This window comes from Aquirufa rosea (assembly GCF_004118285.1).
Lineage (GTDB): Bacteria > Bacteroidota > Bacteroidia > Cytophagales > Spirosomataceae > Aquirufa > Aquirufa rosea.
Genome location: NZ_SDHY01000001.1, coordinates 553,884 through 580,320, shown reverse-complemented (window position 1 = coordinate 580,320; position 26,437 = coordinate 553,884). Strand labels below are relative to the sequence as shown.

The following is a 26,437-nucleotide window of genomic DNA, read 5'->3' as shown; positions in this document are numbered from 1 at the left end:
TTAACAACGTTGGGGAAAAATCAGATATTGCATCAATTAATTGATTAAGTCCGCAGGGAAATTTTGGTAGCAGATGTGGCGAGTAAATCGATAAATCGCTTGTGTACCCACCGAAGTACCTCTTGAATCTGAAGTAGCGGGGAATGGACCACCGTGCACCATAGCAGGTGAGACCTCAACCCCCGTTGGGAAACCATTTAATAGGATTCTACCAACTCGTAAACTTAATACCTCAATCAGCTCAGGAAAGGCTTTAATCTCTTCAATTGTTCCGTGAATGGTACCGGTAAGTTGTCCCGGTAAAGACTCAATAAAGGCAATCATCTCCGATTCATTTTCCACCACAACTGCTAAGGTACTCGGTCCGAAAACTTCTTCTAAAATCTCCTGATCCTTCATGGCAGCTTGCGCTGTAGTAACGAATAAACTAGGGGATGGGATTGCCTGCTTGGTATAACGTTTAACTTCAGGATGCTGGTCTAACTTTTGACAGCCCTTCGTAAATGCCTGAGCAATTCCTTGAGTTAAAAAAGCATTCATCGACATGGTGTCTAATTGAGCCGCTAAATCGGTTAAAAATGCTTCATCCGATTTCTTGATCACAATTAAGCCCGGGTTGGTGCAAAATTGTCCTTGGCCCAAGCAAACTGACTGACTAAAATTGGCCGCCAGACTAGTGCCATTAGCCGCCAATCCATTTGAAAGTAAGACAACAGGATTTATACTTCCCATTTCCGCATACACAGGAATAGGATTGGGTCTTCTAACCGCCAAATCATACAATGCTTTTCCTCCTCGGTAAGATCCAGTAAACGCAACAGCCTGGATGTCAGGATGCTGCACTAAATATCCGCCTAATTCGTGGGAAGTCGTATGAATCATCGAGAATATACCTTCGGGCATGCCTGTTTTTTGGGCTGCTGCCTGAATGGCTCTTCCTACCATTTCACAAGTATTGGGATGCGCTGGATGAGCTTTAAAAACCACAGGACAACCTGCGGCTAGGGCCGACATGGTATCACCCCCAGCAACAGAAAATGCCAATGGGAAATTACTTGCACCAAACACCGCGACGGGTCCCAATGGAATCTGTTTTTGAAATAAGCTGGGTTTCGGTAAAGGCTGACGATCAGGTAGAGCAGGATCATCAATGGGATTAGTCCATGATTTGTTCTTAATGAAATTAGCAAAGGCAAGTACTTGTCCTGTCGTGCGTCCGCGCTCTCCTTGGATACGCGCAGTAGGTAATCCTGCTTCCAAACAAGCCATTTCAATCAATGGCTCTCCTATGGCATTTATCTCTGCCGCAATGGCCTCTAAAAATGCGACCCTCTTTTCATCTGATATTTTTCTCAATGCCCCAAATGCCGATTTAGCCAATGCAACCGCTTGATCTATTTCTTCTGTGGTAGCCTCATAAAATGGCTGGGAAATGGCAATGCCTGAATCCGCTTGCATGCCTTGGAAAGTACTAGTACCTTTTTTGGAAAATGAATTTCCTATAATTTGTTCACCTGTTAGGTTCATTATGCTACAATTTGAATTAAAGTTCCGATGGGTTCTATTTGAATTTCAATGCGGTCGCCTGACTGCAAGGTAAAAGGGAAATCAGGCACCACGCAGGTTCCCGTCATTAAAAAAGTGCCTTTGGCGAAGCTCAACTCACGAGTAAGGTATTCTACTAATTCGGCATGTGTTCTCTTCATTTGCGAGATTTGAGTGTCTCCCTGAAATACCTCATTTTCATCACGGAAAATACGCATATCAATGACCGTTTCAGGGGCTAATGGTTTGTCAGTTACCAAAAGACAGGGTCCAATGCCCGCCGCTCCATCATACACTTTAGCTTGCGGTAAGTACAAAGGGTTTTCTCCCTCAATATCCCTAGAGCTCATATCGTTACCGATGGTATATGCTGCCAATTTCCCGTGAGCATTGATGAATAAGGTTAATTCTGGTTCAGGGACATTCCATGCGGAATCCTTTCTGATTCTTACTTTTCCTCCTTGTCCTACTGCCCGGTGGCTATTGCCTTTATAAAAAATTTCGGGTCTTGGAGCCGAGTATACTTTATCATAAAAAGTATCACCACCAGATTCTTTAGATTCTTCCATACGGGCTACCTTGCTACGCAGATAAGTAACACCTGCCGCCCAAATCTCTTGTTGGTCAACTGGATGTAATAAATGAATATCACCAAAATTCACTTCCGTTCCGTGAGCAAAGGCTTGAGCACAGGCCTCAAATAGATTTTCTTGATTGATGAAATCATCCCAAGATTGTGATTGATGAAAAATAGATTTATCCGATTGGCTGGATTGAATGACATGTCCGTGAGGCGTACGGTACAGTTTAAAATAGTTCATTTGAAATAGGTTTATATATGTATTTGGGCTATTTTTTCCAATGCTTTCATGATGTCAGCGGCATTTTTTTGCGTGAAGGAAAGATGGAAAGTACAAAGATTGTCAATTTTTTGATTTAGAATTCGAATTGGTAATTTTTTACAAACTTTCATGACATCATTTAATGTTTTATAAGCAAACTGAATTTCCACTTGCTTCAAAGGTTCATGTTCTATTATTTCTGCTTGTGTCAAGGCATCTATACTAGCCTCTTTATAGGCATGTATCAATCCAGGTACACCCAACAAGGTTCCCCCAAAATAACGAACAACTGCCACCAGCACGTAGTGTAATTGATGTGATAAAATCGTATTTAAAATCGGTTTACCCGCGCTGCCTGAAGGCTCTCCGTCATCATTGGATCTAGCCTCTTCTGCTGTAAAACCCAGACGATAGGCATAGCAAATATGTCGAGCCTTAGGGTGCAAAACTGACAGCTCATGTAAATGGCTTTTGATTTCTTCCAGATCTTTCACGGGATATGCCATGCTGATGAATTTACTTCCTTTATCTTTGTAAAGACCTTCTGAAGGAGCAGCAAGTGTTAAATATGCATCTGGTTGGGCCATATAAAGGTTAAATTCCTCGCAATTTATGCACAATAATTATTATTTCTTAAAAGTCATAGCCGCGACCTTACGTCAAAAATTGATGTATGCCCGACTGAAACAATGTTTTTCCCAAGATAAGGACGAGCTCATGCTGGGTTTCGAGCGACAAAACGGAGAAGAGTTTTGGATGAAATGCAGTCTTGGAGCTCAATTTTCTAGCTTACAATTTCCGGCTACTTTTCACCGGGCAGGGCGTAATTCCGTGGATTTATTTTCTGATTTATTATTGGCCGAGGTACAAGAAGTGGAAATGTACGAGAATGAACGGGCTTTTAGCCTACATTTTTTGGGTGACTTTGTACTGCTCTTTAAACTGTATGGAAATAGGTCAAATATCATCCTTTTTAGAGATGGTGAATTTCAAAGTCTATTTCAATCCCGCCTAAAGAAAGATGCTGAAATTTCTTTGGCGAAGATTCACAGGCCCATCCAACAAAGTTGGGAAGAGTTTCAAGCACATGATGGAGAATATGGAGCTTTGTTCCCTACTTTTGGAAAAGAAATCAAAGCGCATATTCATAGCCTAGGTTATGAAGAGGCACATCTAAAACGACGCTGGGAAATTGTACAAGAGGTACTTGCAGAACTAGAAGACCCTACTATTTATGTATATCACCAAGAGGATGGAGTCTATTTAAGTTTGTTGAAATTGGCTGGAGAGGCTCTTTATGTAGGACATGACCCTTTGGAAGCCTTAAATGCGCTGTATAAATTTCATTATTCTATAGGAGAGTTTCTAAAGGAGAAAAATCAATTGATTGTATTCTTCCAAAGGGCTCAGGACAAGGCTCGTTTGTATTTACAGGATTTACAAAAACAAGGATTTAAAAGGCAAGAGTCGGTTCCTTATGAGGAAATAGCCAACATCATTATGGCTCATTTGCACCTAATTCCTGCCAATGTCAGTTCTGTAGAACTACCCGATTTTTATCGGGATGGAATAATTAAAGTCAAGTTAAATGCTAGCTTAACTGCCACTCAAAATGCTGAAAACTATTATCGGAAGGCTAAAAATTTCTCTAAGGAATTGGCGCATTGGCAAGAACAAGTAGATCGAAAAATGGAAGAAATACAAATCTGGGCTAAAAGATTGGAAGAAGTTTCGCAGGCTACCAGTCGGAAGCAATTAAATGCCTTTGTTCCACTAATGACCAAAGATACTTCTCAGAAAGAAGTAGAGGAAATTCCATTCCGAGTGTTCGATGTGCAAGGTTGGACCGTTTGGGTAGGAAGGAATGCCAAAAACAATGACCTTTTGACCATGAAATACATGAAACGCCATGATGTGTGGTTGCATGCTCGGGATGTAGCAGGTTCACATGTGGTGATACGTAATCCTCAACAAAAGGTCGTTCCCAAGCAGGTGATCGAAGAAGCGGCAGGCCTAGCTGCGCATTTTTCTAAAAGACAACATGAGAGCCTTTGCCCGGTCATCATTAGTTCAAAAAAGTACCTGAGAAAGACGAAAGATTTATTAGCCGGTCAGGTCATCGTGGATAGGGAAGAAGTTATTTTAGTTCCACCTGCTCGAATAGATTAAATCACATTTTGTCTAACTATTCTTCAATATTTTTTTATTTTCCTTTGGATTAATCTAAATTAGTAAACTTTTGACCCATTCACTTTAATAAAAACTATGCAATCTCAAGGTTTACAGTTATTAGATTACCTCGTGTTTCTCTTTTATTTTATTGTCGTTTCCGGATACGGTTACTGGATTTACAGACAAAGACAATCAAAAATTTCAAACTCCAATGACTTCTTTTTAGCTGAGGGTTCATTGACTTGGTGGGCCATTGGAGCCTCTCTGATCGCTTCCAATATCTCAGCAGAGCAGTTTATTGGTACTTCGGGTGATGGATTTAGATTGGGATTAGCCATTGCCACCTACGAGTGGATGGCAGCAGCTACCTTACTAATTGTGGCCATTTTCTTCATGCCCATCTATCTTAAAAATAAGATTTTCACCATGCCTCAATTCCTAACCCAGCGCTACAGCCCAACGGTTAGTTTGATCATGGCAGTTTTTTGGTTGATGTTATACATTACCGTAAACTTAACGTCTATTTTGTATTTAGGGGCATTGGCGGTAACCACCATCTCCGGTGTTGACTTTACCGTTTGTATGATTGGAATGTCGGTATTTGCCATCTTTATTACTTTGGGTGGTATGAAAGTTATTGGTTACACCGACGTTATTCAGGTAGTATTCCTCGTTTTAGGGGGCTTAGCCACGGCATATTTAGCTTTAAACATGGTAACTGACCGCTTTGGTGGTTCAGGAGTAGTGGATGGAGTCAACCACTTGTTGACCAAAGCTCCAGAGCATTTCCACATGATTTTACAGAAAGGCAATCCCAATTACCCAAGTTTACCGGGTCTAGCGGTATTGGTTGGGGGTATGTGGATTATCAACTTAAATTATTGGGGATGTAATCAATATATCACACAAAGAGCCTTAGGAGCTGATTTAACTACAGCAAGAAATGGTATTTTGTTTGCTGCTTTCTTGAAATTGATGATGCCTATCATTGTGGTTTTACCGGGTATTGCGGCATATTTATTGTACAAAGACGGTATGTTTCAAACAGAGATGTTGAAAGATGGAGTTTTGAATAAGGACAACGCCTATCCCGTGTTATTGAACTTATTGCCAACAGGATTAAAAGGTCTTTCATTTGCGGCATTAACAGCTGCGGTGGTGGCCTCCATGGCTGGAAAAGCCAACTCTATTTCCACCATTTTCACTTTGGATATTTATAAAAAATACATCAATCCAAACGCAAGCGAGAAGAAATTGGTGAATGTAGGTCGCTTTGCCGTAGTTGGAGCCATGGTCACTTCGGTGATTGTAGCGCCTATGATGGGTATTGATAAAAAGGGTGGTTTTGAGTTTATTCAAGAATATACCGGATATGTATCTCCGGGTATCTTTGCCCTATTTACTTTAGGATTTTTCTGGAAAAGGACGACTTCTACAGCTGCATTAGTGGCTCTTTTAGGTGGTGTTACGTTTTCCATCATCACTAAATACATTCCTTCATGGACGGGTGTAACAGAATGTTTATTCTATTCTTCATTCCCTGATGAGACAGGTCGTATGATGATTCCATTTATGGATCGTATGGCGTGGGTATTTATTTTCTGCGTGACCTGTATGGTAATTATTACTTTGGCAGATCCAGAAAGCAAGAACAATCCGAAGGGATTAGAGATTGATGCTAGCATGTTCAAATTATCTCCATCCTTCATTGTAGGTTCGGTGGTGATTTGTACCATATTGACTTTCTTGTATACCTATTTCTGGTAATGATTAGCATGAAAGAATTCTTTTCTATTCTTTTATGCTTGCACATATTAGGAGGAGGCCTAGGTTTATTGGTGGGAACGTTTATTCTCTTTTTGAAAAAAGGGGATAAGCTACATCGACGACTTGGCCTTCTTTTTTATGTAGGTATGGCTCTGGCTGGCTTTACCTCCTTGATCATGGCGGTACTTCATCCCAATAATTTTTTGTTCATTGTGGGTATTTTTACGCTATACATGAATTTGAGTGCCAAACGCTATTTGAGGTTCAAGAAGAAAGAGCAAGTAGCTGAATACTTCGATTATATCATCAGTGCTTTTATGCTGATTTTTGGTCTGATATTTATGGGTTGGGGAGCTTATTTATTGATTCAATTTAAAATTTTTGGTCTGGTGTTTGTCGTATTTGGCTCCATCGGACTACGTTTTGTTAGGCAGGATTATCTATTTCATCAGACCATGCCAAGAGGCCCATTAGCTTGGCTTTCTAACCATATTCAGCGAATGATGGGAACTTATATCGCTTCATTGACAGCATTTTTAGTCGTCAATGCTTCCATTTTTCCTGCATTTATTCCGTCCTTTGTTTTTTGGTTATTGCCTGGATGTATCGTCGGCCCCATGATTGGTCGTTTCGTAAAGCAATACACTCAAAAAACCTCCATGTCATGATGGCCAAACAGCCTATTTTATTGGTGATTGCAGGCCCTACGGCAGTGGGGAAAACGGCGCTTTGTGTAGAGCTAGCTCAAAAGTTACAGACAGAAATTATTTCTGCGGATTCTCGGCAGTTTTACCGCGAATTATCCATTGGTACGGCCAAGCCATCGAAAGAAGAACAAGGAGGTATCAAGCATCATTTTATTGATTCTCATTCCATTCAGGAATATTTTTCTCCTGGAGATTTTGAACGCGAGACCTTGGTACTCTTAGAAGAGTTATTCCAAAAACATCCCGTGGTGATTTTGACGGGTGGATCGGGTTTGTACATCAAGGCTTTGCTAGAGGGTTTGGATGAGATGCCTGAGGTGGATTTAGCTTTAAGAGAGCAACTAAACCAACGGTTGACTCGTGAAGGAATCGAACCCTTACGAAAACAATTACAGGAATTGGATTCAGACTACGCAGGGCAGGTGGATGTTCAAAATCCTCAACGGATAGTGAGGGCTTTGGAGGTATGCTTGTCAACTGGCAAAGCCTATTCCGAATATAGGAAAAAGCAGTCGGTTGATCGGCCATTCCAGGCTATCAAGATTTGCTTGGACAGGCCACGTGAGGAATTATACGCCCGCATTGATCAACGAATGGACCAGATGTTGGCTCAAGGCTTGGTGAATGAGGCCATACAATTTCAGGACTATCAACATCTATATGCCCTTAAAACGCTAGGCTACAAGGAAGTTTATGGACATTTGAGGGGAGAATACGATGAGCAGGAGATGGTTCGATTATTAAAAAGGAATAGTCGGCATTATGCAAAAAAACAATTAACCTGGTTTAGGCATCAAGGGGAGTTTGAATTTTTACATCCCGAAGAGGTGAAAGAGGAGGTTTTGAGGAGATTGGGAATGTAGAATGTCATGTCCTGATATAGGTTGACAGTTGGAAAAATAAAATATGTTCATTTCTGTAACATTTACTCGATTGTAAAAGTGATTTTCCGGCCGAGACCCACTTCTAAAAGTTTGTATAAAGTGGAAAGTTGAATGTCGCTATGTCCATTTTCAATTCTGGATATGAAACTTTTTTTCGTTCCCGTTTTTTGAGCCAATTGTTCCTGAGTCATAGAACATAAACGTCTTTCTTCTTTTATGACTTCTCCAATGGCAAATGCTTTGGCTTTTATTTCAAAATCTGTTCTTTTGACTGACCCTATTTTGCCATAACGGTTTTCAAGATGCTCTTCAAAAGTGGAGATGTTTGAGTTATTTTCCTTTATAGCTGTCATAATTTTCTTGATTTAGATTCTTCAAAATATTCCGCTTTAATTTTTAAAGCTTTGTCAATTTCTTCTTGAGGTGTTTTTTGAGATTTTTTCTGAAAGCCATTGAATAGAACAACTACTTTTCCTTCGTCGAAGCAACAAAATATTCTAAAAATATTACTTTGGAATTCAACTCGGACCTCATAAAGTCCATCTGTACCTTCCAAGTGCTCAAAAAATTTCTTAGGTACCCTTTCCGTCACTGTGATGACAAATAAAACGTAATCGATTTTTTCTTTTACTTTTTCTGTTTGTTCATTAAAAAAGTCAATAAAGTAATCTTTGAAAAAGATGATTTTTCATACAGTTTCCATTAAAAATTTAGAACACTTGTAAAGTTAACTAATAATGGAACAGAAAAACAAGGGACGGTTGTTATGGGATTAAATATTTAAGAGATATTTTAAACTTAACTTAATTGATTAATTAATTAAGTTAAGTTTTTTACTTAGATTATTCTCATTTAATAATGAAAGAATGATCTAGAGCATTGTAAGTATCCCCTTTTTCAGACAGTCAAAACTGTAGATATGGGGTTTTTAAGTACTTTTTCTTTCCATTCCTTGGGAGTTAAATTTCCTAAAGATTCATGGGGTCTTTTGTAATTATATTCTTCAATCCACTCATTTGTTAATTTTCTTACATCGTTTAGTTCAAAAAAAAGATAAGCATCAAGTACTGCTTCGCGGTAAAGACGGTTGAATCTTTCGATAAAACCATTCTGCATTGGTCGTCCTGGTTGGATAAATTGTAAGGTTATTTCTTTGTCATTACACCAATCTCTAAATCCTTCGAGGTAAACTCTGACCCGTTGTCTGAACGAAGAATAGCTGGTTTTCCTCGGTCTTCTATGATTCTTTCCAAAGTTCTAATAACTCGCTTAGAAGAAAGCGAAGTATCGATTTCAATCGCCAGCTTCTCTTGGGCAATCATCCAATACATTAAACGTACGAAAGCGTCTGCCGCTTACTACGCTGTCACTCATAAAATCCATACTCCAGATTTGATTTACATTCACCTGGGTAGCTAAAGGCTGCTTTACACGAGCCGGTAATCGTCTTTTCCCTTTACGCTTACGGTTAAGCTTTAATAGTTTATATACTCGGTACACCTTCTTATGATTCCACACATTACCTGCCCGCCGAGTGTAGGCAAATAACTTCCTAAATCCATAAGATGGATGCTTAAAGGCTAAATCCTGCAAGACATCGATTACTACACTATCGTCCTTTTTACTTTGGTAATAATACTGTGACCGAGGTAATTTAGTTAGCTTACAGGCCCTACTAACGGGTAAATCATACTCCTTGACGATTTGCTCCGTCAGTTCCCTTTGCTGGTAGGGCCCCAGCCTTTTTTTGATATTACATCCTTTAAAACCGAATGATCCAAACTCAAATCAGCAAACATTCGTTTAAGTCTGAAATTCTCCTCCTCAAGCTCTTTTAATCGCTTGACATCACTGACAACCATCCCGCCATACTTGTTCTTCCACTGATAGAAAGTGCCTTCGGCAATGGCGTGCTCTCGGCAGATGTCACGGACACTTCGGCCGCTCTCCTGCTGGTTCAAAATCGAAACAATCTGCGTTTCTGTGAATCGGGTCTTCTTCAAATGCAATTTAAAATTAAAGGTTTTTTCTTCAATTCTAAACTGTCTGTTAATTAGGGACACTTACAAAAGGTTTGATATTCAGAAAATAAGTTTTTCTCTATGAAAATATACACTAGCTTATTTAATTCTAATGCAGTCCTAACTTCAATTTGAGAAATGGAGTTATTTTTATGCTGACTTTCACTACCAAAACTCCCACCAATAATTGAAACTTAAATTTCAACATTGCTAATTTTTTTGTAACAATATTCTTCTAGTTTTTCATCTTTACCGTAAGATATTTTACCAAATTCATTTAGAACTGGTTCGTATCCTAAGTCTTTGATAAATCTATCAAGGTCCGATCTTACTTGTCGAAGATCATAGAATGTTGAGCTTGCGAAAATTCTTGGTTTAGCAATATTTACTTTGTAGTCAACTTGATGTTATGAATTATAATTTTCAATAACTATTAAACCCCCAAATACGCCTCCAAGCCTCCTGCTAAATTCTGACATGAGATGCCTTTGGCCAGGAGCAGTCGACAAGCGATGCTGCTTTGAGTACCATTATAACAAATTACGGTGATGGGTTGTGGGATGGCTTGGACTTCTTCGATGCGGTCCAATAGATGATCTAGTGGTATATGAACACCTCTCAGATTAAAATCGTCCCATTCTCGGGGTGTACGAATATCCAGGAGGTGTAGTTGATTCAATTGTTCTTTAAAATCGGCAGCCGAGATGGATTGCATCTTAATAGCCTGCTGCCTGCCAAGCGAGCATGCCGCCAATTAAATTGCGGACATTGCTGTAGCCTTCGCTAGTTAAGTATTCTTTGGCACGGCCTGAACGGGCTCCTGAGCGGCAATGCACGATGATTTCCGCATCTTTGTCTGCCTTAATCTCATCCAAACGTTCTGGCAATTCTCCCAGTGGAATTAATTGAGCTCCAATATTGAACTCATCAAATTCATGTTCTTCACGGACATCAATGACATACAAGGACTCATTTTTATCCATTCTTTCCTTTAATTCTTCTATTGTAATATCCATAAGATTATTGATTTTCTCCTCCACCCACAACCCATAGATCGATGGTGTCTCCCGGGTGAATACTGGTACCTGTGCATGTAGCACATACTTGTTTAAAGACTGTTCCTGGTTGGAATTCCTCATTGGCTTCGTAATAAATTTTACCCACCGTCAGGTTCATTCCCGCTAAAATAATGTTTACTTCATCCAATGGCTTTCCGACTAAATCGGGTAATTCCATTTCCACATTGGCTGTTCCATTTCCTATCACAAGATCTACCAATGTTCCCTTAGGAATAGTGGCCCCTGCTTCGATCTTTCGTCCATTTACTTGCATTTCAATGACCTCCTTCACCCTTGGATCATTGATTTCCCGCACGATACCTTTTCTCAATCCTGAGATAAGTAACTGCTGCTCAGCACTTCTCACGGATAAACCAATCAAGCCCGGCATTTTAATGGTCGGTGGAGTTTCGGAATTGATGGTGATGTAAATCTTTCTGCCCGACTTCACCAAAGCATTCGGCAATGGATACTGCGAAAGAATGGTCAATGGCGGTTTATCTGCCGTAAAAGTGCAATCCGAAATTTCGTAGGTCAGATCATTGGCATCCACCAATTCCTCCATTTTCTCTAAGCTCATGCCCTTTAAATTAGGCACTTTAATGGTTTCCCCATGATGGGTACTCCAAGGCAAATACACAAAAAAGAACCCAAAAAATAAAACCAGAAACAAGGAGATCAGAATCGCGATGTGCGTGTACAGATCTTTTTTGGTTTGAGTAGGGATTTTCATCATGAGGGATGCGTTCAATTACAGCATGCAAGTTAGGCAATTGTCTGGAAAACAAAAACCCATTTTGTTATGCCAATGGCTAGTTTGGACATAAAAAAACCGAGTAGTTCAACTACCCGGTTTCTTATTTGAACTAGTTCTTAGTATTTGAATACCTTTGAACCTGCCATTACTTCTTGTGTCTTCTCGTTGAAGGTAACACGCTCTCCTGTGCGGTAAGCCGCATTCGCCATGATGGTAGCGATGGAGTGCTGATAACCTGCTTCAATTGGAGCGTTTGGAGTTTTACGTGAGCGAACACATTCCATCCAGTTTTTGATGTGCGCAAATGTCAAGCTATCACCACCTGTGTTGGATCCAGTCTCTACTTTTGGTCCTTCAATTTTCAAGGTTGGTAATAAGTTAGCTTGCATTCCCATACTTCTAGCTTCACCTTCCGATAAACCTCCGTTTGGAGAAATCATGTTGGTATCTAGATTTAACTCTCCACCATTGGAATAATAAATTTCTTTTGTTCCACCTGCACCATTGGAGAAACGAGAAGTAAAGCTTACTTGGAATCCTTTGTTTGGCTGATCTGCAGGACCGTAATCAAATACCGTGGTCATAGTGTCCGCATTTTTACGTCCATCATTCCACTGGTAAATACCTCCATTGGCAACAGCCGAACGTGGGTGTGCTAAGCCAGAGAACCAGTGTACGGTGTCAATTTGGTGCGACATCCATTGGCCTGGAATTCCAGAAGAATATGGCCAGAATAAACGGTATTCTAAATATTTACGTGGGTCAAAAGTATCTTTTGGACGGTTCATCAAGAAACGATTCCAATCGATATCAGACTCTTTCAAATCTTTGCAAAGATTTACTCTTCTCCAACGACCCGGTTGATTCACATTCCACATTAACTCCACCATTTTGATGTCGCCAAATTTACCCGATTTGATGAATTCATCTGCTGCCCAGTAGTTAGCACCACTACGACGCTGAGAACCAATCTGAACTATTTTACCTGATTCTTTTACGGCTTTTAATACGGCGCGTGCATCTTCCATGGTCTCCGCCAATGGCTTTTCAGCATATACATCGCAGCCCGCTTTTACTGCTTCAATGGTATGTAAAGCATGTTGGAAGTCAGCCGTAGAAATGAATACGGCATCCACCCCTTTGGCTGAATATAACTCTTCATTATTGCGATAGGTAGTGATTTTACTGCCTAATTGTGACTCTAAATACGCTTTTCCTTCCTCACGTCTACGGTTCCATAAGTCGGAAACCGCGACCATTTCAAAGTTCATTTCTTTTTGTAAAATCTTGAATGGAGGAACGTGTGAAGAACGGTGACGGTCAGAAAAACCGACACAAGCTACACGAACACGATCGTTTGCACCAAGAATCTTACTGTAGGATTTTGGACTGAAAGCAAATGTTCCCAAGGAGGCAATGGCACTCTTTTGGATGAAATCTCTTCTTTTCATGTTAAAAATTATTTTTGAGGTAAAGGTTTTTAATTAATTTCTCTGATTTTGATGTTCTTGTAAAATACTGAATCTCCGTGCTCTTGTAACAAGATTGGTCCTTTGGCTTTCATACCGAAACCCGGCCATTTGTTGTATTTACTGTGAGCTACTAATACTTTGTAAATGTTGCTTCCACGAACATATTCTATAACTTTGAAGCCATTTAACCAGTGTTGAACCAGGTTGTTAGGATATACAACTACCCGTCCACGATTCCACTCGCCAATTTTTTTGATAGCCCGCTTGTCTTTGTCGGACGGAATCAAATCATATAAACTAGACAATGTTCTATTGCCTTCCGTTCCCAATTTTGCATCTGGGTGTTTGTCGTCATCCAAAACTTGGAATTCCAAACCGATGGCCGACATACCTGAATTGTATGACTCGTCCACAAAATATTTCACACCAGAGTTGGCACCTTCCGTTAATTTGAAATCAAATACCAATTCAAAAGCACCAAATTGATCGTTGGTTAGGATGTCGCCACCATTACCAGACTCTTTGCCGCCTTTGCTATTCACATGCAAGGAGCCATCTGATTCAACTGTCCAAACGGATGGAGGAGCCGTAGTTTTAAAGGCAGAACGCCAGCCACTTAAATCCTTACCATTGAATAATAATTTAAATCCTTGAGCTTCTTCCTGAGGAGATAGGGTGTTTAGGGTATAGTTTTCGACTGGAGTTGTCTTGTCCAATGGACGAGGGCGCATTTGCTTGCCAGTTTGAATTTTGATGTTTTTCCACATCACCTGAGTTCCTTCTTTTTGATCTTTTCCGATGGCATGCACTTGGAAGGCGATGAATCCTTTGGGAGTTACATCATCTACCAAATAAGTAACTGGAATATCATTTACCCAAGTACGAATTGTGTTTCCGATGGCCTCGATGCGATAATGATTCCATGCATCTTTTTTGAAGGCTTTTTTAGCGGCTACATTCTTTTCAACTGTGTATAACCAGCCACGACGTGCCTCATCGTATAAACCTCCTGACCAAGCACGGTCGGATGGGTCAATTTCTACTTGATAGCCATGTACACGACCATTCATGTAATCTGGAGTAGATAAACTACGGATTTGAATACCTGAATTCATAGAATTGTCAACTTTTACATCGACCTCCAGAATAAAATCATCGTATTCTTTTTCGGTAGCCATGAAAGAGTTGGGAGTATTGGCTACGGTAGTTCCTATCATGACGCCATTTTTGGCCTCATATTTAGCCTGACCATTTAATTGTTTGAATCCTTTGAACGATTTCCCATCAAATAAATTCGTCCACTGCTCACTTTGTGCCATGGCAGGCAACATTAGCCCTAAGCTTAGGACTAAGGCAAATATTTTTTTCATAGTTATGCTTAAAATGTATTAATTGCCTGTAAAAGTCCAAAAAAGAATTGATTTACTCAAATACCTGTAAGGATTCCTACTATTTTTTTCTTAGGTTGATGTTTACATATTAAATAGTCCCTTGTGGCGCTCAAAGCCTCATGCTGAAATATTAAATTTGATTTTCGTTCTATTCCATTAAATTTGTAGATTAAATTTCGCCTGCATCTATATGAAGAAACAAACTCAAGCTATCCGAATTCAAGCAAAGCGTTCACATAACCGTGAGCACTCTGTACCATTATATTTAACTTCTAGTTTTACGTTTGAAGATTCAGAGCAGGGTAGAGCCATTTTTGCAGAGGAAATTCCAGGTAATATCTATTCTAGATATCAAAATCCCAATGTAGATGAGTTTGTTGAGAAAATGTGCATGTTGGAAAATGCTGAGGCTGGTTTGGCTTTCTCCACAGGTATGGCGGCGATTTTTTCTTCTATCGCTGGTTTATTGAAACAAGGTGATCATGTGGTGGCATCTAGTGCGCTATTTGGATCGGCTATTCAAATCCTAACTAAAATTACAGCTAAATGGGGTATCGAATGCACTTTCGTGGAGGGGCATGATCTCCAGGCTTGGAAGGCAGCCATTAAAGACAATACTAAATTTTTCTTTTGCGAAAGTCCCTCCAATCCAGGGCTAGATTTAATAGATTTAGCTGAGTTAGCCGCATTAAAAGAGGGTAAAGACATCATTTTAGCAGTAGACAATTGTTTTGCCACGCCTATTTTGCAAACGCCATTGGATCTTGGGGCAGATTTAGTGATTCACTCAGCCACTAAATACATTGATGGACAAGGTAGAGTTTTGGGTGGAGTCGTTTGTGGAAAGGAAAAATACATAACTGAAATACGCTTTTTTGCTCGTCATACAGGTCCTTCCTTATCCCCATTTAATGCTTGGGTATTATCTAAAAGCTTGGAATTATTAGATTTACGCATGCAGAAGCATGCCGAAAATGCCTTGGCCTTGGCTGAGGCATTGGAGGGGCATCCTGCTATCAAAACCGTGAAATATCCGTTTTTAAAGAGTCATCCACAGTATGAATTGGCTAAAAAGCAAATGAAATATGGGGGAGGAATCTTGACTTTAGATATCCATGGTGGATTTGCTAAGGTGCAGAAATTGAGTCAATTATTACATATAGTTTCTATTTCCCCTAATTTAGGAGATACGCGTACCATTTTAACGCATCCAGCTTCTACTACTCACTCTAAAATTTCGCCAGAAGACCGTGCTGCCGTAGGTATTACTGATGGTCTAGTTCGTGTGGCGGTTGGTTTAGAGGCGATAGAGGATTTAAAAGCTGATTTTTTGAACGCCCTAAATCAATTGTAATCCATGTGGATAGCCTTGGTGGTTTGTTTAATTTTACTGACTATCAATGTGGTGGTGGGTGTTTACGTGGAGCGTAAATTATCTGCGTTTATGCAGGACCGATTGGGACCTATGGAAGCGGGGAAATGGGGTTTGCTTCAGGTTTTCGCAGATTTATTGAAATTATTTCAGAAGGAAGATATTGTTCCCGCTTCGGCTCAAAGGCAGTTGTTTATGTTGGCCCCTTGGATCATTTTTTTATCGGTTTTTGGAGCATTTTCCGTCATTCCACTCAGCTCGGGTAATTTTCTACAGGGCAGTCAAACTGAGATGGGAGTCATGCTGTTGATGGGTATTGTCTCATTGGATACTTTAGGGATTTTGTTAGCCGGCTGGACATCCAATAATAAATATTCTCTTTTGGGAGCCATTCGCTCAGCAGCACAATTGGTCTCTTATGAAATTCCTCTGGGTTTAAGTATTTTATGTGTCATCCTGATTTCCTCAAGCTTAAACTTGCAGGAAATAGCTTTGCAGCAAGGCGTTTTTAGTTCAAAAACTAATTACTTGTTTGGATTATCCTTTCTAGATTGGGATGTCAGTCGGGTAGGAGGAATTTTAACCTGGAATGTAGTTCGGGTACCTTTTTTCTTTTTTCTCTTTATTCTGTTTTTCATCGCCAGTTTAGCGGAAGCGAATCGAGCGCCCTTTGATATTCCTGAGGCAGAGTCTGAATTAGTAGGAGGTTTTCATACTGAATATGCCGGTATGCGTTGGGCCCTACTTTTCTTGTCAGAATATGGTATGATGCTACTGGTCAGTGTATTGGGAGTTATTTTATTTTGGGGTGCTTGGTATTCTCCCTTTCCCAATGTAGGAAGTTTACGCTTGGCTGATTGGACGAATGGTACACCTGGGACGATTGCTGCCACTTTATTGGGATTTATGTGGCTTATGATTAAAACTTATCTACTCATTGCACTTCAAATGTGGGTACGTTGGACATTGCCTCGTTTACGCGTTGATCAACTAATGTACCTGTGCTGGAAGGTTTTAACACCTGCCGCCTTAGTTTTCGTCGCATTATCGTCCATTTGGTCGATGTTCATGTAATTTCATTTCTACTTTTCAGCTATTATCCGTAACATTGGTTTTTTACCTCAAACCAATTCTATGAGTAAACTCTTTACCAGGGTCTTTTGTGTCTTATGTTGCTTAATCGTTTTCCACAAAAGCTTTTCACAAAATACAACTACTTTACCCTATTTGGAGGGTAGAGTCACAGATGCTCAGACAGGAGAGCCTCTTCGTGGAGCAGATATATCTGTTGATTTTAAAAAATCTGGCACTTCTACAGACTCCTTAGGTTATTATCGAATCTATTTGCCTTATGGCGAGTTTGTAGTGAAGATAGGTCATGTGGGTTATAATCCTTATCGTACCAAGGTTTATATCAAATCCAACACCACGCTGAATGCACAATTAAATGATGTGACCAAGCAGTTGGAAGAGGTTATTGTCTCCAGTGCGGCAACTAAACGTGATATTCAAACACCCTCCTTGGGCGTAACCGTACTAAGCTTAAAGGGAATCAAAAAGCTGCCTACGATGATGGGGGAAGTGGATGTTATTCGAAGTTTACAAACCCTTCCAGGGGTGTCATCCGTGGGTGAGGGGGCTAATGGTCTTAATATTCGAGGATCCAATGTGGACCAAAATCTGGTATTTATTGACAATACCCCTATTTTTAATCCAACTCACATGTTTGGTTTATTCTCGGTTTTTGCTTCTGATGCCATCAGAGACCTAGAATTATACAAAGGAGGAGTGCCTTCTCGATTTGGGGGTAGAACTGCAGCTGTCTTGGATATCAAAATGATTGAGCCTAATACGGAGAAGTTCAAAATGCAAGGTGGGGTTGGGTTGGTATCTAATCGGGTAATGGCAGAAATTCCTATCTTAAAAGAGAAATTGTCCGTTCTTGTAGCAGGACGATTATCTGTCAATGATTTTATGTTCAAATGGTTTGCTCCCACTGAACTGAAAAATATCCGTGCCAATTTCATGGATGTAGCAACCAAAGTGTTTTACCGTCCAAACAATAAAAATACTATTTCAATTTCTAGCTATTTGAGTCAAGACTTCTATCGGGTGGATTCATTGTTTAGCATTGAAAACGTGGTTGCCAAGCGGACATCCTTTGATTATGGACATAATAATTTGGCGGTACACTGGAACCATTATTTTTCAGATAAGTTAAACATGATGCTCAGTGCGACTAGTACTCTATACAAAACCAAAACCTATTCTCCTGATACGGTTAACACCATTGATTTGTTAAGTTCCATCGATTACAAAAATTTACATATTAGTTTTGATTACCAGCCAAGAGAAAGCCATAAGATGAACTTTGGTGCTATGGCGACCCGCTATTATGTTAAGCCTGGTTCTTTAAATGATGGGGTAGTTTCTCGTGTGGCTCGCGTGGTTTTACCGGATGAACAATCTTTAGAGGCCGCTATTTATGCCGATGATGAATGGACGGTCAATTCTAAATTTACTATTCAGGCTGGTTTGAGATATGCCCAATATTGGCGAATAGGTGCAGGAGTGGTAAATCAATACGATCCATCTCGTATGCCAGCTGCCAATACGGTGACTGGGAAAAAAGTATATGGTGATGGAGAAGTCATGGCATCCTATGGTGGTTTAGAGCCCCGATTGACCATGAAGTATTCGTTAGCGGAAAATACCACCATGAAATTTGGTTATAACAGAATGCAACAATTCTTCCAATTGTTGTCGAACAATACCACTCCTTTACCTACATCTCGTTGGAAAACGGCCGACAATTTTATTAAGCCACAGCAATCTGATTTTTATTCCTTAGGCTTTTTTAAAACCTATAATGAAAATGTGTATGAGGCATCTTTAGAGACTTATTACCGTGATGTAAGAAATACCTTGGATTTTGTTTCAGGGGCTAATTTGCAGCTGAATCCCAACATTGAAACTCAATTAATAACAGGTAAGAGTAAAGCTTACGGAGTGGAGTTAATGTTGCAGAAAAAGAAAGGAGAGGTATCTGGCTGGGTGAGTTACACTTATGCTAGAGCATTCAATCAAATGATTGGTGATTTTCCTGAAGTACAGGCTATCAATGGGGGAGAATGGTTTGCCACCAATTATGATAAGCCGCATACCTTCAATATGATGTTGAATATTCAGCCGACTACCCATCATAGTTTCTCCTTTACTTTTGCTTACAATACGGGGCGTCCATTTTCTTCACCATCAGGAAGTTACGAGATTGCAGGGAAGAGATATCCTGTTTTTGCGGCCAGAAATAATGATCGAATTAGAGATTATCACCGTTTAGATTTTTCATGGACTATTAGTAATCCATCCATGGTTAAAAAGAGATGGGAGGGTTCTTGGGTATTCACCGTATATAATTTATACGGAAGACAAAACCCATATTCTGTCTTCTTTAAATCGAATAAGCAAATGCTTCAACCCTATGAGTTGAGCGTTTTTGCTGCCCCATTTGTTTCATTGACCTATAATTTTAAATTTTTGTAGAATGCCTAATAAGTTAATTAGCTATATATTCTTGTGCTTTGCCTTGTTCTTTATGACTTGGGCATGTATCAATCCAATCAAAGATTTTGTCCAAGTGGACTCTACCTCCTACATGACCATAGAAGCGGACATTGTGAATGATCCAACCATGTGTCGAATTCGTTTGACGAATTCTGCGAATAAGATCATGTCAGTTTTATCCCTGCCTGTAACAAAAGCTGAGGTATATATCGTAGACCAGGCCGGAACTAAAACCATATTTAAAGAAGTGACTGGTGGAACTACGGGTACATATTTTCCTCCAACGGGATTTGCTGGTAAGGTAGGTTCTACTTATCAGTTATTTATCAAGACTTTGGATGGTAGGCAATATCAAAGTAGCCAGGAAGAAATGAATCCTGTACCCGAGATTGAAAATATTGTGACACAGTTTGAAGTATTAGATCAATATTCGAAAGGAGATGTTCGTAGGGCGGGTTATACAGTTTATCTGGATTTTAAGGATAGTCCAAGAGAAGGCGATTATTATATGTGGAATTGGAAACATTATGAGCCAATCAGTGTATGTGCCTCTTGTGGAGGAGGAGGAGTTTGGAATTTTAGGCAAAATACTTGCACTACGCCACCTGTAGCCACTGACCAAATTTTGAACTACGCTTGCGATGGTAAATGCTGGGATATTTCGACTAACAATGATTTGAATGTATTTTCTGATGTCTTAACCAATGGTCAAAGAATTGTAGGTCGACAAGTTGCGCGTGCGCCCTTTGATAATTACACGCCTTATTACTTTCGTTTAGAGCAACGCGGTATTTCAAAAAATGCCTTTAATTTTTATCAAAGTTTAATTGCTCAGGTTCAATCTAGTGGTTCTCTGTTTGATGTTCCAGCGGAGACAAGATTCAGTGTGAATATCAAGTCAGTGACGAATCCCAATGAAAAAATTTTAGGTATTTTTAATGTTTTCTCCGTAAGTAAAAAGATCTTTTACATAGATCGTACCAAAGGAATTCCTCCAGGTGAAAAGGCTTTAATACCCCAATTGCCAGGTGAAATGTTTTACTGTCCAGGAGCTTCTCCTGGCTGTCAGGATCGTGTACCCTGCTTTGAAGGACCTACCCGAACAAAGATTACACCAGAAGGGTGGACTTTATAAGAATTTTACCTCATCTTTGCGGCAAATTAGAAATACATGGTAGGAGTATTATTGGTTAATTTAGGTACTCCGGATGCTCCGGATACCGCATCGGTACGTCGATATTTGCGGGAATTTTTAATGGATGGTAGGGTTATCGATATACCTTATCCTTTCCGATTTCTTTTGGTGAATGGAATCATTGCACCATTTCGTGCGCCCAAATCTGCGAAAATATACCAGCAATTATGGGAGGAGAGAGGCTCCCCTTTAAAATTTTATGGGGAGGATGTATGTGCTGGATTGCAAGAAGCTTTGGGAAGTGAGTATGTGGTTAAATTAGCCATGCGTTACCAGAACCCAGATTTGTCATCTGTATTGGCTGAAATGGAGAAATTGCAGTTGGACAAATTAATCATCATCCCATTGTTTCCGCAATACGCCTCTGCTACAACAGGTTCGGTCTATGAAAGAGTTATGGAGTTGATGAGCTCTTGGCAAGTCATGCCCACTATTTCTTTGGTGAGTTATTTTTATCAACATCCTAGATTCGCAGCATATTTCGCTGATAGGGCTAAGAAATACCAAGCAGAGCATGATTTTGATTATTACCTTTTCTCTTACCATGGTGTTCCTGAGAGACATATCAAAAATGGAGATATAACTAAAAATACTTGTGTTTTTGGATCTTGCTGTGAACAGATTGGTCCTAAAAACCACGGATGTTACCGGGCACAGTGTTTTGAAACTACCCGACTCATCGCTAAGCAAATGGGACTCAAGGAAGGGACTTATGCCACGGCCTTTCAAAGTCGATTGGGAAGAGATCCTTGGTTACAACCCTACACGGATGATACCATCAAGCGATTAGTGAAAGAAGGAAAAAAGAAAATTTTAGCCTTTTCTCCAGCTTTTGTGGCAGATTGCTTGGAAACAACCATTGAGGTAGGTGAGGAATACAAAGAGTTATTTGAAGAGGCGGGTGGAGAACATTGGCAATTGGTGGAAAGCTTGAATAATTCACCGGAATGGATTCATTTGTTGAAAGATTTGGTGCATCAAAACTAGGCACATGCTTTACTTTATATTGAGTGTCGTTTTCTCGGTGTTATTGTTGGTCAACTTCCGTATACACGCCAAGTATCAGGTGGATACAAGTTTGACTATCCTTTTGAATTACCCTATTTGTTTTTTGACGGGATGGGCAGTCCAACCTAACGCCTTACCATTTCATTGGCCAGACATGCCTTTTACCATCGCTATGCTGGCCTTGGGTTTAGGATTTGTTGTGACATTCCTTTTGACAGGATATTCCACTCAAAAGAATGGCATGGCCACTACTTCCTTAGCCAATAATATATCCCTGGTTATTCCTGTTTTATTTAATCTATTGATTTGGAATCGGGGAGGCGCTACATGGACTTGGCAGGTAGTGGCAGGTTTGATTTTGGCTTTTGGAGCCATTTATTTTTGTAGTCCAGCTTTAGATGGGAAAGGCAAAAATAAATCCTTAACAGCCTTATTATTGGTTTTTGTAGGTTATGGTATTACCAATACCGCTTTTAATTTTCTAAATGCCGAAGTATCAGTGCAGGCAGGTGGGACTATCCCATTTATGTTAATGATTGTACTTGGGGCCATTGTAGCCTCTGTGGTGGAAATTATCCGAGGAACCATTTTAGGTAATTTTACTTGGAATAAAGCTTCCGTGTGGGCAGCTTTCCCACTAGGTTTACCTAATTTCTTCTCTTTTTATTTTTTATTAAAAACGCTAGATTATTTCAATAACAACGGAGCCATCGTATTACCTATTTTTAATATTGGGGTGATTGTAGGTTCTACGGCAGTAGCTTATTTGTTTTTTAAGGAAAAGATTAGCAAAAGACAAGGTATTGGTATTAGTTTAGGGTGCGTAGCAATCGTATTATTGTTGCAATAATTGAATCGATATGGAGGTTGAAATATTTACGTTGGCGGATTTTGCGGCAGATTATGGCCAAGGGAAATTAGTCATTAATGGGACTTTTGATAATATTGTGGCCAATGATTTTCCGGCCATTCATGCATCTTGTGCCATTGTAGCCAGAATTAGAATCGCTAATTCTGAGGCTGGATTGCATTATTTTCAGATTGATGCCATAAATCCTCAAGGTGAAAATTTTCAAGAACCTTTTAAGGGGGAATTTACAGTCCACAAGAATCCGAATGCCGATCACAACACCTTGAATATCATTTGGAATTTAGTACATACCCGATTCGATACTCCTGGTAAATATGCCTTTGAATTTTATTATGATGGGGAATTTAGGACGGGATTGAGCCTGACGGTGGGGATGCAGCAGGGGTAGACGGTGAATGAAGAATATAGAATGGATTTTTGAAATTATCCTTTACATGTAATTCTTCATTCTACATACTACATTTTTCATTTAATATTTACAGCACATTCGCTGTCTGCTCCTTAATCTTTTCCAACTCATCTTTCATGTTAACTACCAAGCGTTGAATGACAGAATCATTGGCCTTGGAGCCAATGGTATTGATTTCACGGCCGATTTCCTGCGCCATGAAATTGAGTTTTTTGCCATTTCCCTCTTTTAAGACTTCCATGAAGTAGTCTAAATGCGTCTCTAAGCGTACTTTTTCTTCTGATATATCAAATTTCTCAATGTAATAAACGACTTCTTGTTCAAAGCGATTTTGGTCAAAATCCTCGTTAATGCCAAGCTCCAGCAAAGACTTTTTCATTCTCTCCTTAATATTAGGCATTCGGATTAAATCCTGCTTTTTAACTTCTTCTAAGCCATTTTTAATGGAGGCAATGTATTCCTTAAATTTTTCATTGACCACATTTCCTTCCCTCAATCTAAAGGCTTTACACTCTTGGGTAGCCTCTTGAATTAACTCAAAAATGGATTGCCATAAAGCCTCAATCTCCTCTTCCGTTTCTTGTGTTTGCTCTGCTTGAATGGTATTGGGCATGGATAATGCATGCAAATACAAGGAAGTCTCATTGAGCTGTTGCACTCCCACTTGTTGGGCCAATCTTTTTAATTCCTGAAATAGTTCCTCGATTTGTTTTTCTGGCAATAAGGTATTGGAGGTAACATCATTGGCCTTTTGCATGCTTAAGCTAAGCTCAATTTTCCCTCTTTCTAGCTGTTGAGTCAGGTAATTCCTTACCTCAATTTCTCTAGCAGAAAGTGCTTTAGGAAGACGACAAAATAAATCAGTGAATTTGGAATTCAAACTCTTGACCTCTACCTTGATTTGAAGATCTTGTATTTCTTTTTGGGCCTTCCCAAAACCGGTCATGGAATAAATCATCGTTTTATTTTTTACTTTGTTTGTAGGCCAACCCCAAGGAAATACCTACTAATAATATTAAACCAATGGATGCGATTCCATCTATTTTATTGCCTAGTTCAACTGATTTAGGTTCAAATTTGAATACAATTTGGTGTTTGCCTGCTGGAACCACCATCGCTCTTAAGACGTAGTTGGCACGTACATGAGGGACTTCTTTCCCATCAATATATGCCTTCCAATCCTGGTTACCTCGATAATATATTTCAGAGAACACGACCAGGCCTGCAGCACTCAATTGGCTTTGATAGCTAAGTTGATTCGGTGCATACTGGCTCAAGCTCACTTGACCACTAATAGATGATACCGAGAAATTACCCAACCATTTTTTATCCTGCACTTCCAATACTGCTTCCTCCTTTGGATTAATTTTTTCGATGGCGTTGAGAGCCTCGTCCGCATTGTTGGCCCATTGTACCTTAGAAACTACCCATGAATTGCCCAAAGCTGATGGATTAGTTTGGGCGATTGGTCTATTGGTAGAATCCATTCCAATGACGTATTTGGTATTTAACATATTCAATACCGTCATTTGAGCAGGATTTCCTGCCATATATTTTTCAATCAATTCTTGATAGCGACGAAGTTTTGCACCGTGATACCCCCCAATAGAATGATGATAATAACTGGTGCTGGCATCACTCATGAAGTCAACGGTAGAGTTTAAGACCCTAAACTGACTTTTATCCGCCAAGATTTGTTGGTCAGCAGGACTCGGTTCTACTTGTTCTTCTATGGTACTTTTTGATACAAAGAAATCTTTACCAAAATATCGTTTAGCTACGGGAGTAACATCCAAAACCAAAAGAAATACCATACCAAATACCCAAACACTCTTTTTGACTTTTTCTAAAGTACTTAGAAATAGTAGACCCGCACCTGCCAATATGAAGAATAAACTTCTCCAAGCATCTGCTTGGAACAAAGCAATTCGATCTAAACGAATGCTGTTCCAAATGGAATTGTTCAAATTGGCGTCCTGAATCAATTGGAGGCCATCTTGAGGCCCTTTAAAGGATAGAAATAAATCAGGCAATAGAGCAAAGATCAAACAAAGTCCAGCCGTAGACCCTAAAGCAATTAATAGGGGTTGTTTGATTTCGGCGAATTTGGGTTTTTCTTTAGCCAACTGAATCAATCCCAACATGGCTAAAGCTACCAATCCAAATTGTACAAAGGAGAGCACCATCGTGATGGCTCTAAATTTGTTGAATAGCGGGAAATAGTCAAACAAGAATCCATTGAAGCCAAAATTTTTACCCCAAGAAAATGTGATAAACAAGAGGGTAATCGAGATGATCCACCATTTTTCTTTGCTTTTTACATACCAGGCAGAAAAGACAAATAAGAAAATGAGAAGGGCACCTGCATAGGCTGGTCCAGCCGTATATCTTTGTTCACCCCAATAAGTAAAGCCTTTCTCCACAAATCCCAAGGATTGTTCTTCGGGAATACCTGCGTCGGTCATGGTTTTGAAAGTATTGGATTTAGTACCTCCTAAATCTCCTTGAGAAGCACCTCCCATAAAATTAGGGATTAAGAGTGTTCCCGTTTCCGCAATGCCATAAGACCAGTCGAAGGCATAAGCTTTGTCTAATCCATCTCCACGTTTGGCATTGGATTTTAATTCCGAGGGACCACGGGTTGTTTCTTTGCTATATTCATAATTGTTCCAAAGGCGCATGGAATGTGTGCCCAATGCCAATACCAAACCCAAGGCCATCCAAAGGCCATTGATCAGCCAGGTTTTGAATTGTCCCGTTTTAAGGGCTTTTGCCAACAGATATAGCTTGATGGCACCAATGATGAAGAATAAATAATAAGTTATTTGTATGTGGTTAGCATATAATTCCAAGGCCATTCCCAGGGTAAAAATGGCTAATCCCAACCATTTTTTTTGTCCCCAGCATAAGCGCAATCCAGCTAAAACCACCGGTGCATAAGCTAATGCTAAGACTTTGGAAGTGTGTCCCGCTGGAATGATAACCATGTTATAGGTAGCAAAAGCATAGGCAACCGCACCCGCAAATCCCAAGATAGGAGAGATGCCCATGGCCCACAAAAATAGGTACATGCCTAATAATTGCAGGAAAATAAGATTGACTGGATTAGGTAAAATATTGGTAATCCAGCTACCGAGGTAGCTGGATATACTGTTGGTGTAAGAACCAGCAATCTGGTAGGTTGGCATTCCACTAAACATGGAATTGGTCCACCAGGCATCTTGTCCCGTTTCATTTTTAAATTGAACGCTTTCTCTTGCCGCTGCTTGCGCCTGCTGGATGTCATGCTGTATCAATACTTTGCCTTCCAGCACGGGTCCGCAGTAAAGAAAAGCCATGATGATAAAGCCCAGAATAACTAATCCATGAGGCAAAATAGAACGAAAATCAATTTTCATGTCT

Annotated in this window: 24 protein-coding genes and 1 pseudogene; 11 read left to right on the top strand and 14 right to left on the bottom strand. The window is 39.9% G+C overall.

Annotation, left to right across the window (positions count from 1 at the left end):
• Positions 1-36 precede the first annotated feature (36 nt).
• The 3 genes from ESB04_RS02620 to ESB04_RS02610 are packed head-to-tail and all read right to left on the bottom strand — an operon-like array spanning position 37 to position 2,974.
• Positions 37-1,527, bottom strand: coding sequence for an aldehyde dehydrogenase (NADP(+)) (locus tag ESB04_RS02620; protein ID WP_129025960.1), 1,491 nt, complete (start codon positions 1,525-1,527; stop codon positions 37-39).
• A complete protein-coding gene (locus ESB04_RS02615) occupies positions 1,527-2,366 on the bottom strand; it encodes a fumarylacetoacetate hydrolase family protein (RefSeq protein WP_129025958.1) in 840 nt (279 codons plus the stop codon). Before ESB04_RS02615 ends, ESB04_RS02620 begins: the two co-directional genes overlap by 1 nt.
• A gap of 11 nt (positions 2,367-2,377) precedes the next feature.
• Positions 2,378-2,974, bottom strand: coding sequence for an IMPACT family protein (locus ESB04_RS02610; protein WP_129025956.1), 597 nt, complete (start codon positions 2,972-2,974; stop codon positions 2,378-2,380).
• Between the two features lie 25 nt (positions 2,975-2,999).
• Between ESB04_RS02610 and ESB04_RS02605 the strand changes: the two genes are divergently transcribed.
• The 4 genes from ESB04_RS02605 (at position 3,000) to miaA (ending at position 7,896) form a co-directional block, all read left to right on the top strand.
• A complete protein-coding gene (locus ESB04_RS02605) occupies positions 3,000-4,556 on the top strand; it encodes an NFACT RNA binding domain-containing protein (RefSeq protein WP_129025954.1) in 1,557 nt (518 codons plus the stop codon).
• A gap of 96 nt (positions 4,557-4,652) precedes the next feature.
• On the top strand, positions 4,653-6,326 hold the full coding sequence (locus tag ESB04_RS02600) for a sodium/sugar symporter (protein WP_129025952.1): 1,674 nt from the start codon (positions 4,653-4,655) through the stop codon (positions 6,324-6,326).
• An 8-nt stretch (positions 6,327-6,334) separates the two neighbouring features.
• Complete coding sequence (locus tag ESB04_RS02595; protein WP_164969571.1) at positions 6,335-6,994, top strand: DUF2306 domain-containing protein; 660 nt, start codon at positions 6,335-6,337, stop codon at positions 6,992-6,994.
• Positions 6,991-7,896 carry a tRNA (adenosine(37)-N6)-dimethylallyltransferase MiaA gene (gene miaA, locus ESB04_RS02590; RefSeq protein WP_129025947.1) on the top strand — a complete coding sequence of 302 codons (906 nt, stop codon included), beginning with the start codon at positions 6,991-6,993 and terminating at the stop codon, positions 7,894-7,896. Before ESB04_RS02595 ends, miaA begins: the two co-directional genes overlap by 4 nt.
• A 62-nt stretch (positions 7,897-7,958) precedes the next feature.
• Here miaA and ESB04_RS02585 read toward each other — a convergent pair whose 3' ends face one another.
• The 9 genes and pseudogenes from ESB04_RS02585 to ESB04_RS02545 all read right to left on the bottom strand — a co-directional run bounded on the left by ESB04_RS02585 (position 7,959) and on the right by ESB04_RS02545 (position 14,595).
• Positions 7,959-8,270, bottom strand: coding sequence for a helix-turn-helix domain-containing protein (locus ESB04_RS02585; RefSeq protein ID WP_129025945.1), 312 nt, complete (start codon positions 8,268-8,270; stop codon positions 7,959-7,961).
• Positions 8,267-8,578 (bottom strand): type II toxin-antitoxin system RelE/ParE family toxin, encoded by a 312-nt coding sequence (locus ESB04_RS02580; RefSeq protein ID WP_262707672.1) that lies wholly within the window; start codon positions 8,576-8,578, stop codon positions 8,267-8,269. The genes ESB04_RS02585 and ESB04_RS02580 overlap by 4 nt, the downstream gene beginning before the upstream one ends.
• Before the next feature lie 236 nt (positions 8,579-8,814).
• Positions 8,815-9,920: pseudogene (locus ESB04_RS02575) on the bottom strand (IS3 family transposase).
• 212 nt (positions 9,921-10,132) lie between these two features.
• Complete coding sequence (locus tag ESB04_RS12660) at positions 10,133-10,306, bottom strand: DUF4062 domain-containing protein (protein WP_394343738.1); 174 nt, start codon at positions 10,304-10,306, stop codon at positions 10,133-10,135.
• A 65-nt stretch (positions 10,307-10,371) separates the two neighbouring features.
• Positions 10,372-10,653 (bottom strand): rhodanese-like domain-containing protein, encoded by a 282-nt coding sequence (locus ESB04_RS02565; protein ID WP_129025943.1) that lies wholly within the window; start codon positions 10,651-10,653, stop codon positions 10,372-10,374.
• Between the two features lies 1 nt (position 10,654).
• Positions 10,655-10,954 carry a rhodanese-like domain-containing protein gene (locus tag ESB04_RS02560; protein ID WP_129025941.1) on the bottom strand — a complete coding sequence of 100 codons (300 nt, stop codon included), beginning with the start codon at positions 10,952-10,954 and terminating at the stop codon, positions 10,655-10,657.
• Between the two features lie 4 nt (positions 10,955-10,958).
• Positions 10,959-11,732, bottom strand: a complete 774-nt coding sequence (locus ESB04_RS02555; protein WP_129025939.1) for a PASTA domain-containing protein — start codon at positions 11,730-11,732, stop codon at positions 10,959-10,961.
• Between the two features lie 137 nt (positions 11,733-11,869).
• On the bottom strand, positions 11,870-13,204 hold the full coding sequence (locus tag ESB04_RS02550; RefSeq protein WP_129025937.1) for a Gfo/Idh/MocA family protein: 1,335 nt from the start codon (positions 13,202-13,204) through the stop codon (positions 11,870-11,872).
• Positions 13,205-13,233: 29 nt separating this feature from the next.
• Positions 13,234-14,595: a 3-keto-disaccharide hydrolase gene (locus ESB04_RS02545; protein ID WP_129025935.1), complete on the bottom strand. Its 1,362-nt coding sequence runs from the start codon at positions 14,593-14,595 to the stop codon at positions 13,234-13,236.
• A 211-nt stretch (positions 14,596-14,806) separates the two neighbouring features.
• On the opposite strand from ESB04_RS02545, the gene ESB04_RS02540 reads away from it, so the two are divergent.
• Genes ESB04_RS02540 through ESB04_RS02510 form a run of 7 tightly spaced genes read left to right on the top strand, consistent with a single transcriptional unit; the run spans position 14,807 to position 23,014 of the window.
• The gene (locus tag ESB04_RS02540) at positions 14,807-15,970 is read left to right on the top strand and encodes a trans-sulfuration enzyme family protein (RefSeq protein ID WP_129025932.1); all 1,164 of its coding nucleotides are present in this window, start codon (positions 14,807-14,809) and stop codon (positions 15,968-15,970) included.
• A gap of 3 nt (positions 15,971-15,973) precedes the next feature.
• Positions 15,974-17,062: a complex I subunit 1/NuoH family protein gene (locus ESB04_RS02535; RefSeq protein WP_129025930.1), complete on the top strand. Its 1,089-nt coding sequence runs from the start codon at positions 15,974-15,976 to the stop codon at positions 17,060-17,062.
• A 60-nt stretch (positions 17,063-17,122) separates the two neighbouring features.
• On the top strand, positions 17,123-19,531 hold the full coding sequence (locus tag ESB04_RS02530) for a TonB-dependent receptor (RefSeq protein ID WP_129025927.1): 2,409 nt from the start codon (positions 17,123-17,125) through the stop codon (positions 19,529-19,531).
• A 1-nt stretch (position 19,532) separates the two neighbouring features.
• Entirely contained in the window at positions 19,533-20,687 is a 1,155-nt protein-coding gene (locus tag ESB04_RS02525) for a DUF4249 domain-containing protein (protein ID WP_129025925.1), read from the top strand.
• Between the two features lie 36 nt (positions 20,688-20,723).
• The gene (gene hemH / locus ESB04_RS02520) at positions 20,724-21,734 is read left to right on the top strand and encodes a ferrochelatase (RefSeq protein WP_129025923.1); all 1,011 of its coding nucleotides are present in this window, start codon (positions 20,724-20,726) and stop codon (positions 21,732-21,734) included.
• 4 nt (positions 21,735-21,738) lie between these two features.
• Positions 21,739-22,605, top strand: a complete 867-nt coding sequence (locus ESB04_RS02515) for an EamA/RhaT family transporter (protein ID WP_129025921.1) — start codon at positions 21,739-21,741, stop codon at positions 22,603-22,605.
• 10 nt (positions 22,606-22,615) lie between these two features.
• Positions 22,616-23,014 carry a DUF6941 family protein gene (locus tag ESB04_RS02510; protein WP_129025919.1) on the top strand — a complete coding sequence of 133 codons (399 nt, stop codon included), beginning with the start codon at positions 22,616-22,618 and terminating at the stop codon, positions 23,012-23,014.
• Between the two features lie 88 nt (positions 23,015-23,102).
• Here ESB04_RS02510 and ESB04_RS02505 read toward each other — a convergent pair whose 3' ends face one another.
• Positions 23,103-23,993, bottom strand: a complete 891-nt coding sequence (locus tag ESB04_RS02505) for a YicC/YloC family endoribonuclease (RefSeq protein WP_129025917.1) — start codon at positions 23,991-23,993, stop codon at positions 23,103-23,105.
• 4 nt (positions 23,994-23,997) lie between these two features.
• Positions 23,998-26,433, bottom strand: coding sequence for a glycosyltransferase family protein (locus ESB04_RS02500; RefSeq protein WP_129025915.1), 2,436 nt, complete (start codon positions 26,431-26,433; stop codon positions 23,998-24,000).
• Positions 26,434-26,437: the final 4 nt, after the last annotated feature.

Coding starts and splice junctions, on each gene's coding strand:
- ESB04_RS02620 (WP_129025960.1), bottom strand. CDS start 1,527: ATGAACCTAACAGGTGAACAAATTATAGGAAATTCATTTTCCAAAAAA.
- ESB04_RS02615 (WP_129025958.1), bottom strand. CDS start 2,366: ATGAACTATTTTAAACTGTACCGTACGCCTCACGGACATGTCATTCAA.
- ESB04_RS02610 (WP_129025956.1), bottom strand. CDS start 2,974: ATGGCCCAACCAGATGCATATTTAACACTTGCTGCTCCTTCAGAAGGT.
- ESB04_RS02605 (WP_129025954.1), top strand. CDS start 3,000: ATGCACAATAATTATTATTTCTTAAAAGTCATAGCCGCGACCTTACGT.
- ESB04_RS02600 (WP_129025952.1), top strand. CDS start 4,653: ATGCAATCTCAAGGTTTACAGTTATTAGATTACCTCGTGTTTCTCTTT.
- ESB04_RS02595 (WP_164969571.1), top strand. CDS start 6,335: ATGAAAGAATTCTTTTCTATTCTTTTATGCTTGCACATATTAGGAGGA.
- miaA (WP_129025947.1), top strand. CDS start 6,991: ATGATGGCCAAACAGCCTATTTTATTGGTGATTGCAGGCCCTACGGCA.
- ESB04_RS02585 (WP_129025945.1), bottom strand. CDS start 8,270: ATGACAGCTATAAAGGAAAATAACTCAAACATCTCCACTTTTGAAGAG.
- ESB04_RS02565 (WP_129025943.1), bottom strand. CDS start 10,653: ATGCAATCCATCTCGGCTGCCGATTTTAAAGAACAATTGAATCAACTA.
- ESB04_RS02560 (WP_129025941.1), bottom strand. CDS start 10,954: ATGGATATTACAATAGAAGAATTAAAGGAAAGAATGGATAAAAATGAG.
- ESB04_RS02555 (WP_129025939.1), bottom strand. CDS start 11,732: ATGATGAAAATCCCTACTCAAACCAAAAAAGATCTGTACACGCACATC.
- ESB04_RS02550 (WP_129025937.1), bottom strand. CDS start 13,204: ATGAAAAGAAGAGATTTCATCCAAAAGAGTGCCATTGCCTCCTTGGGA.
- ESB04_RS02545 (WP_129025935.1), bottom strand. CDS start 14,595: ATGAAAAAAATATTTGCCTTAGTCCTAAGCTTAGGGCTAATGTTGCCT.
- ESB04_RS02540 (WP_129025932.1), top strand. CDS start 14,807: ATGAAGAAACAAACTCAAGCTATCCGAATTCAAGCAAAGCGTTCACAT.
- ESB04_RS02535 (WP_129025930.1), top strand. CDS start 15,974: ATGTGGATAGCCTTGGTGGTTTGTTTAATTTTACTGACTATCAATGTG.
- ESB04_RS02530 (WP_129025927.1), top strand. CDS start 17,123: ATGAGTAAACTCTTTACCAGGGTCTTTTGTGTCTTATGTTGCTTAATC.
- ESB04_RS02525 (WP_129025925.1), top strand. CDS start 19,533: ATGCCTAATAAGTTAATTAGCTATATATTCTTGTGCTTTGCCTTGTTC.
- hemH (WP_129025923.1), top strand. CDS start 20,724: ATGGTAGGAGTATTATTGGTTAATTTAGGTACTCCGGATGCTCCGGAT.
- ESB04_RS02515 (WP_129025921.1), top strand. CDS start 21,739: ATGCTTTACTTTATATTGAGTGTCGTTTTCTCGGTGTTATTGTTGGTC.
- ESB04_RS02510 (WP_129025919.1), top strand. CDS start 22,616: ATGGAGGTTGAAATATTTACGTTGGCGGATTTTGCGGCAGATTATGGC.
- ESB04_RS02505 (WP_129025917.1), bottom strand. CDS start 23,993: ATGATTTATTCCATGACCGGTTTTGGGAAGGCCCAAAAAGAAATACAA.
- ESB04_RS02500 (WP_129025915.1), bottom strand. CDS start 26,433: ATGAAAATTGATTTTCGTTCTATTTTGCCTCATGGATTAGTTATTCTG.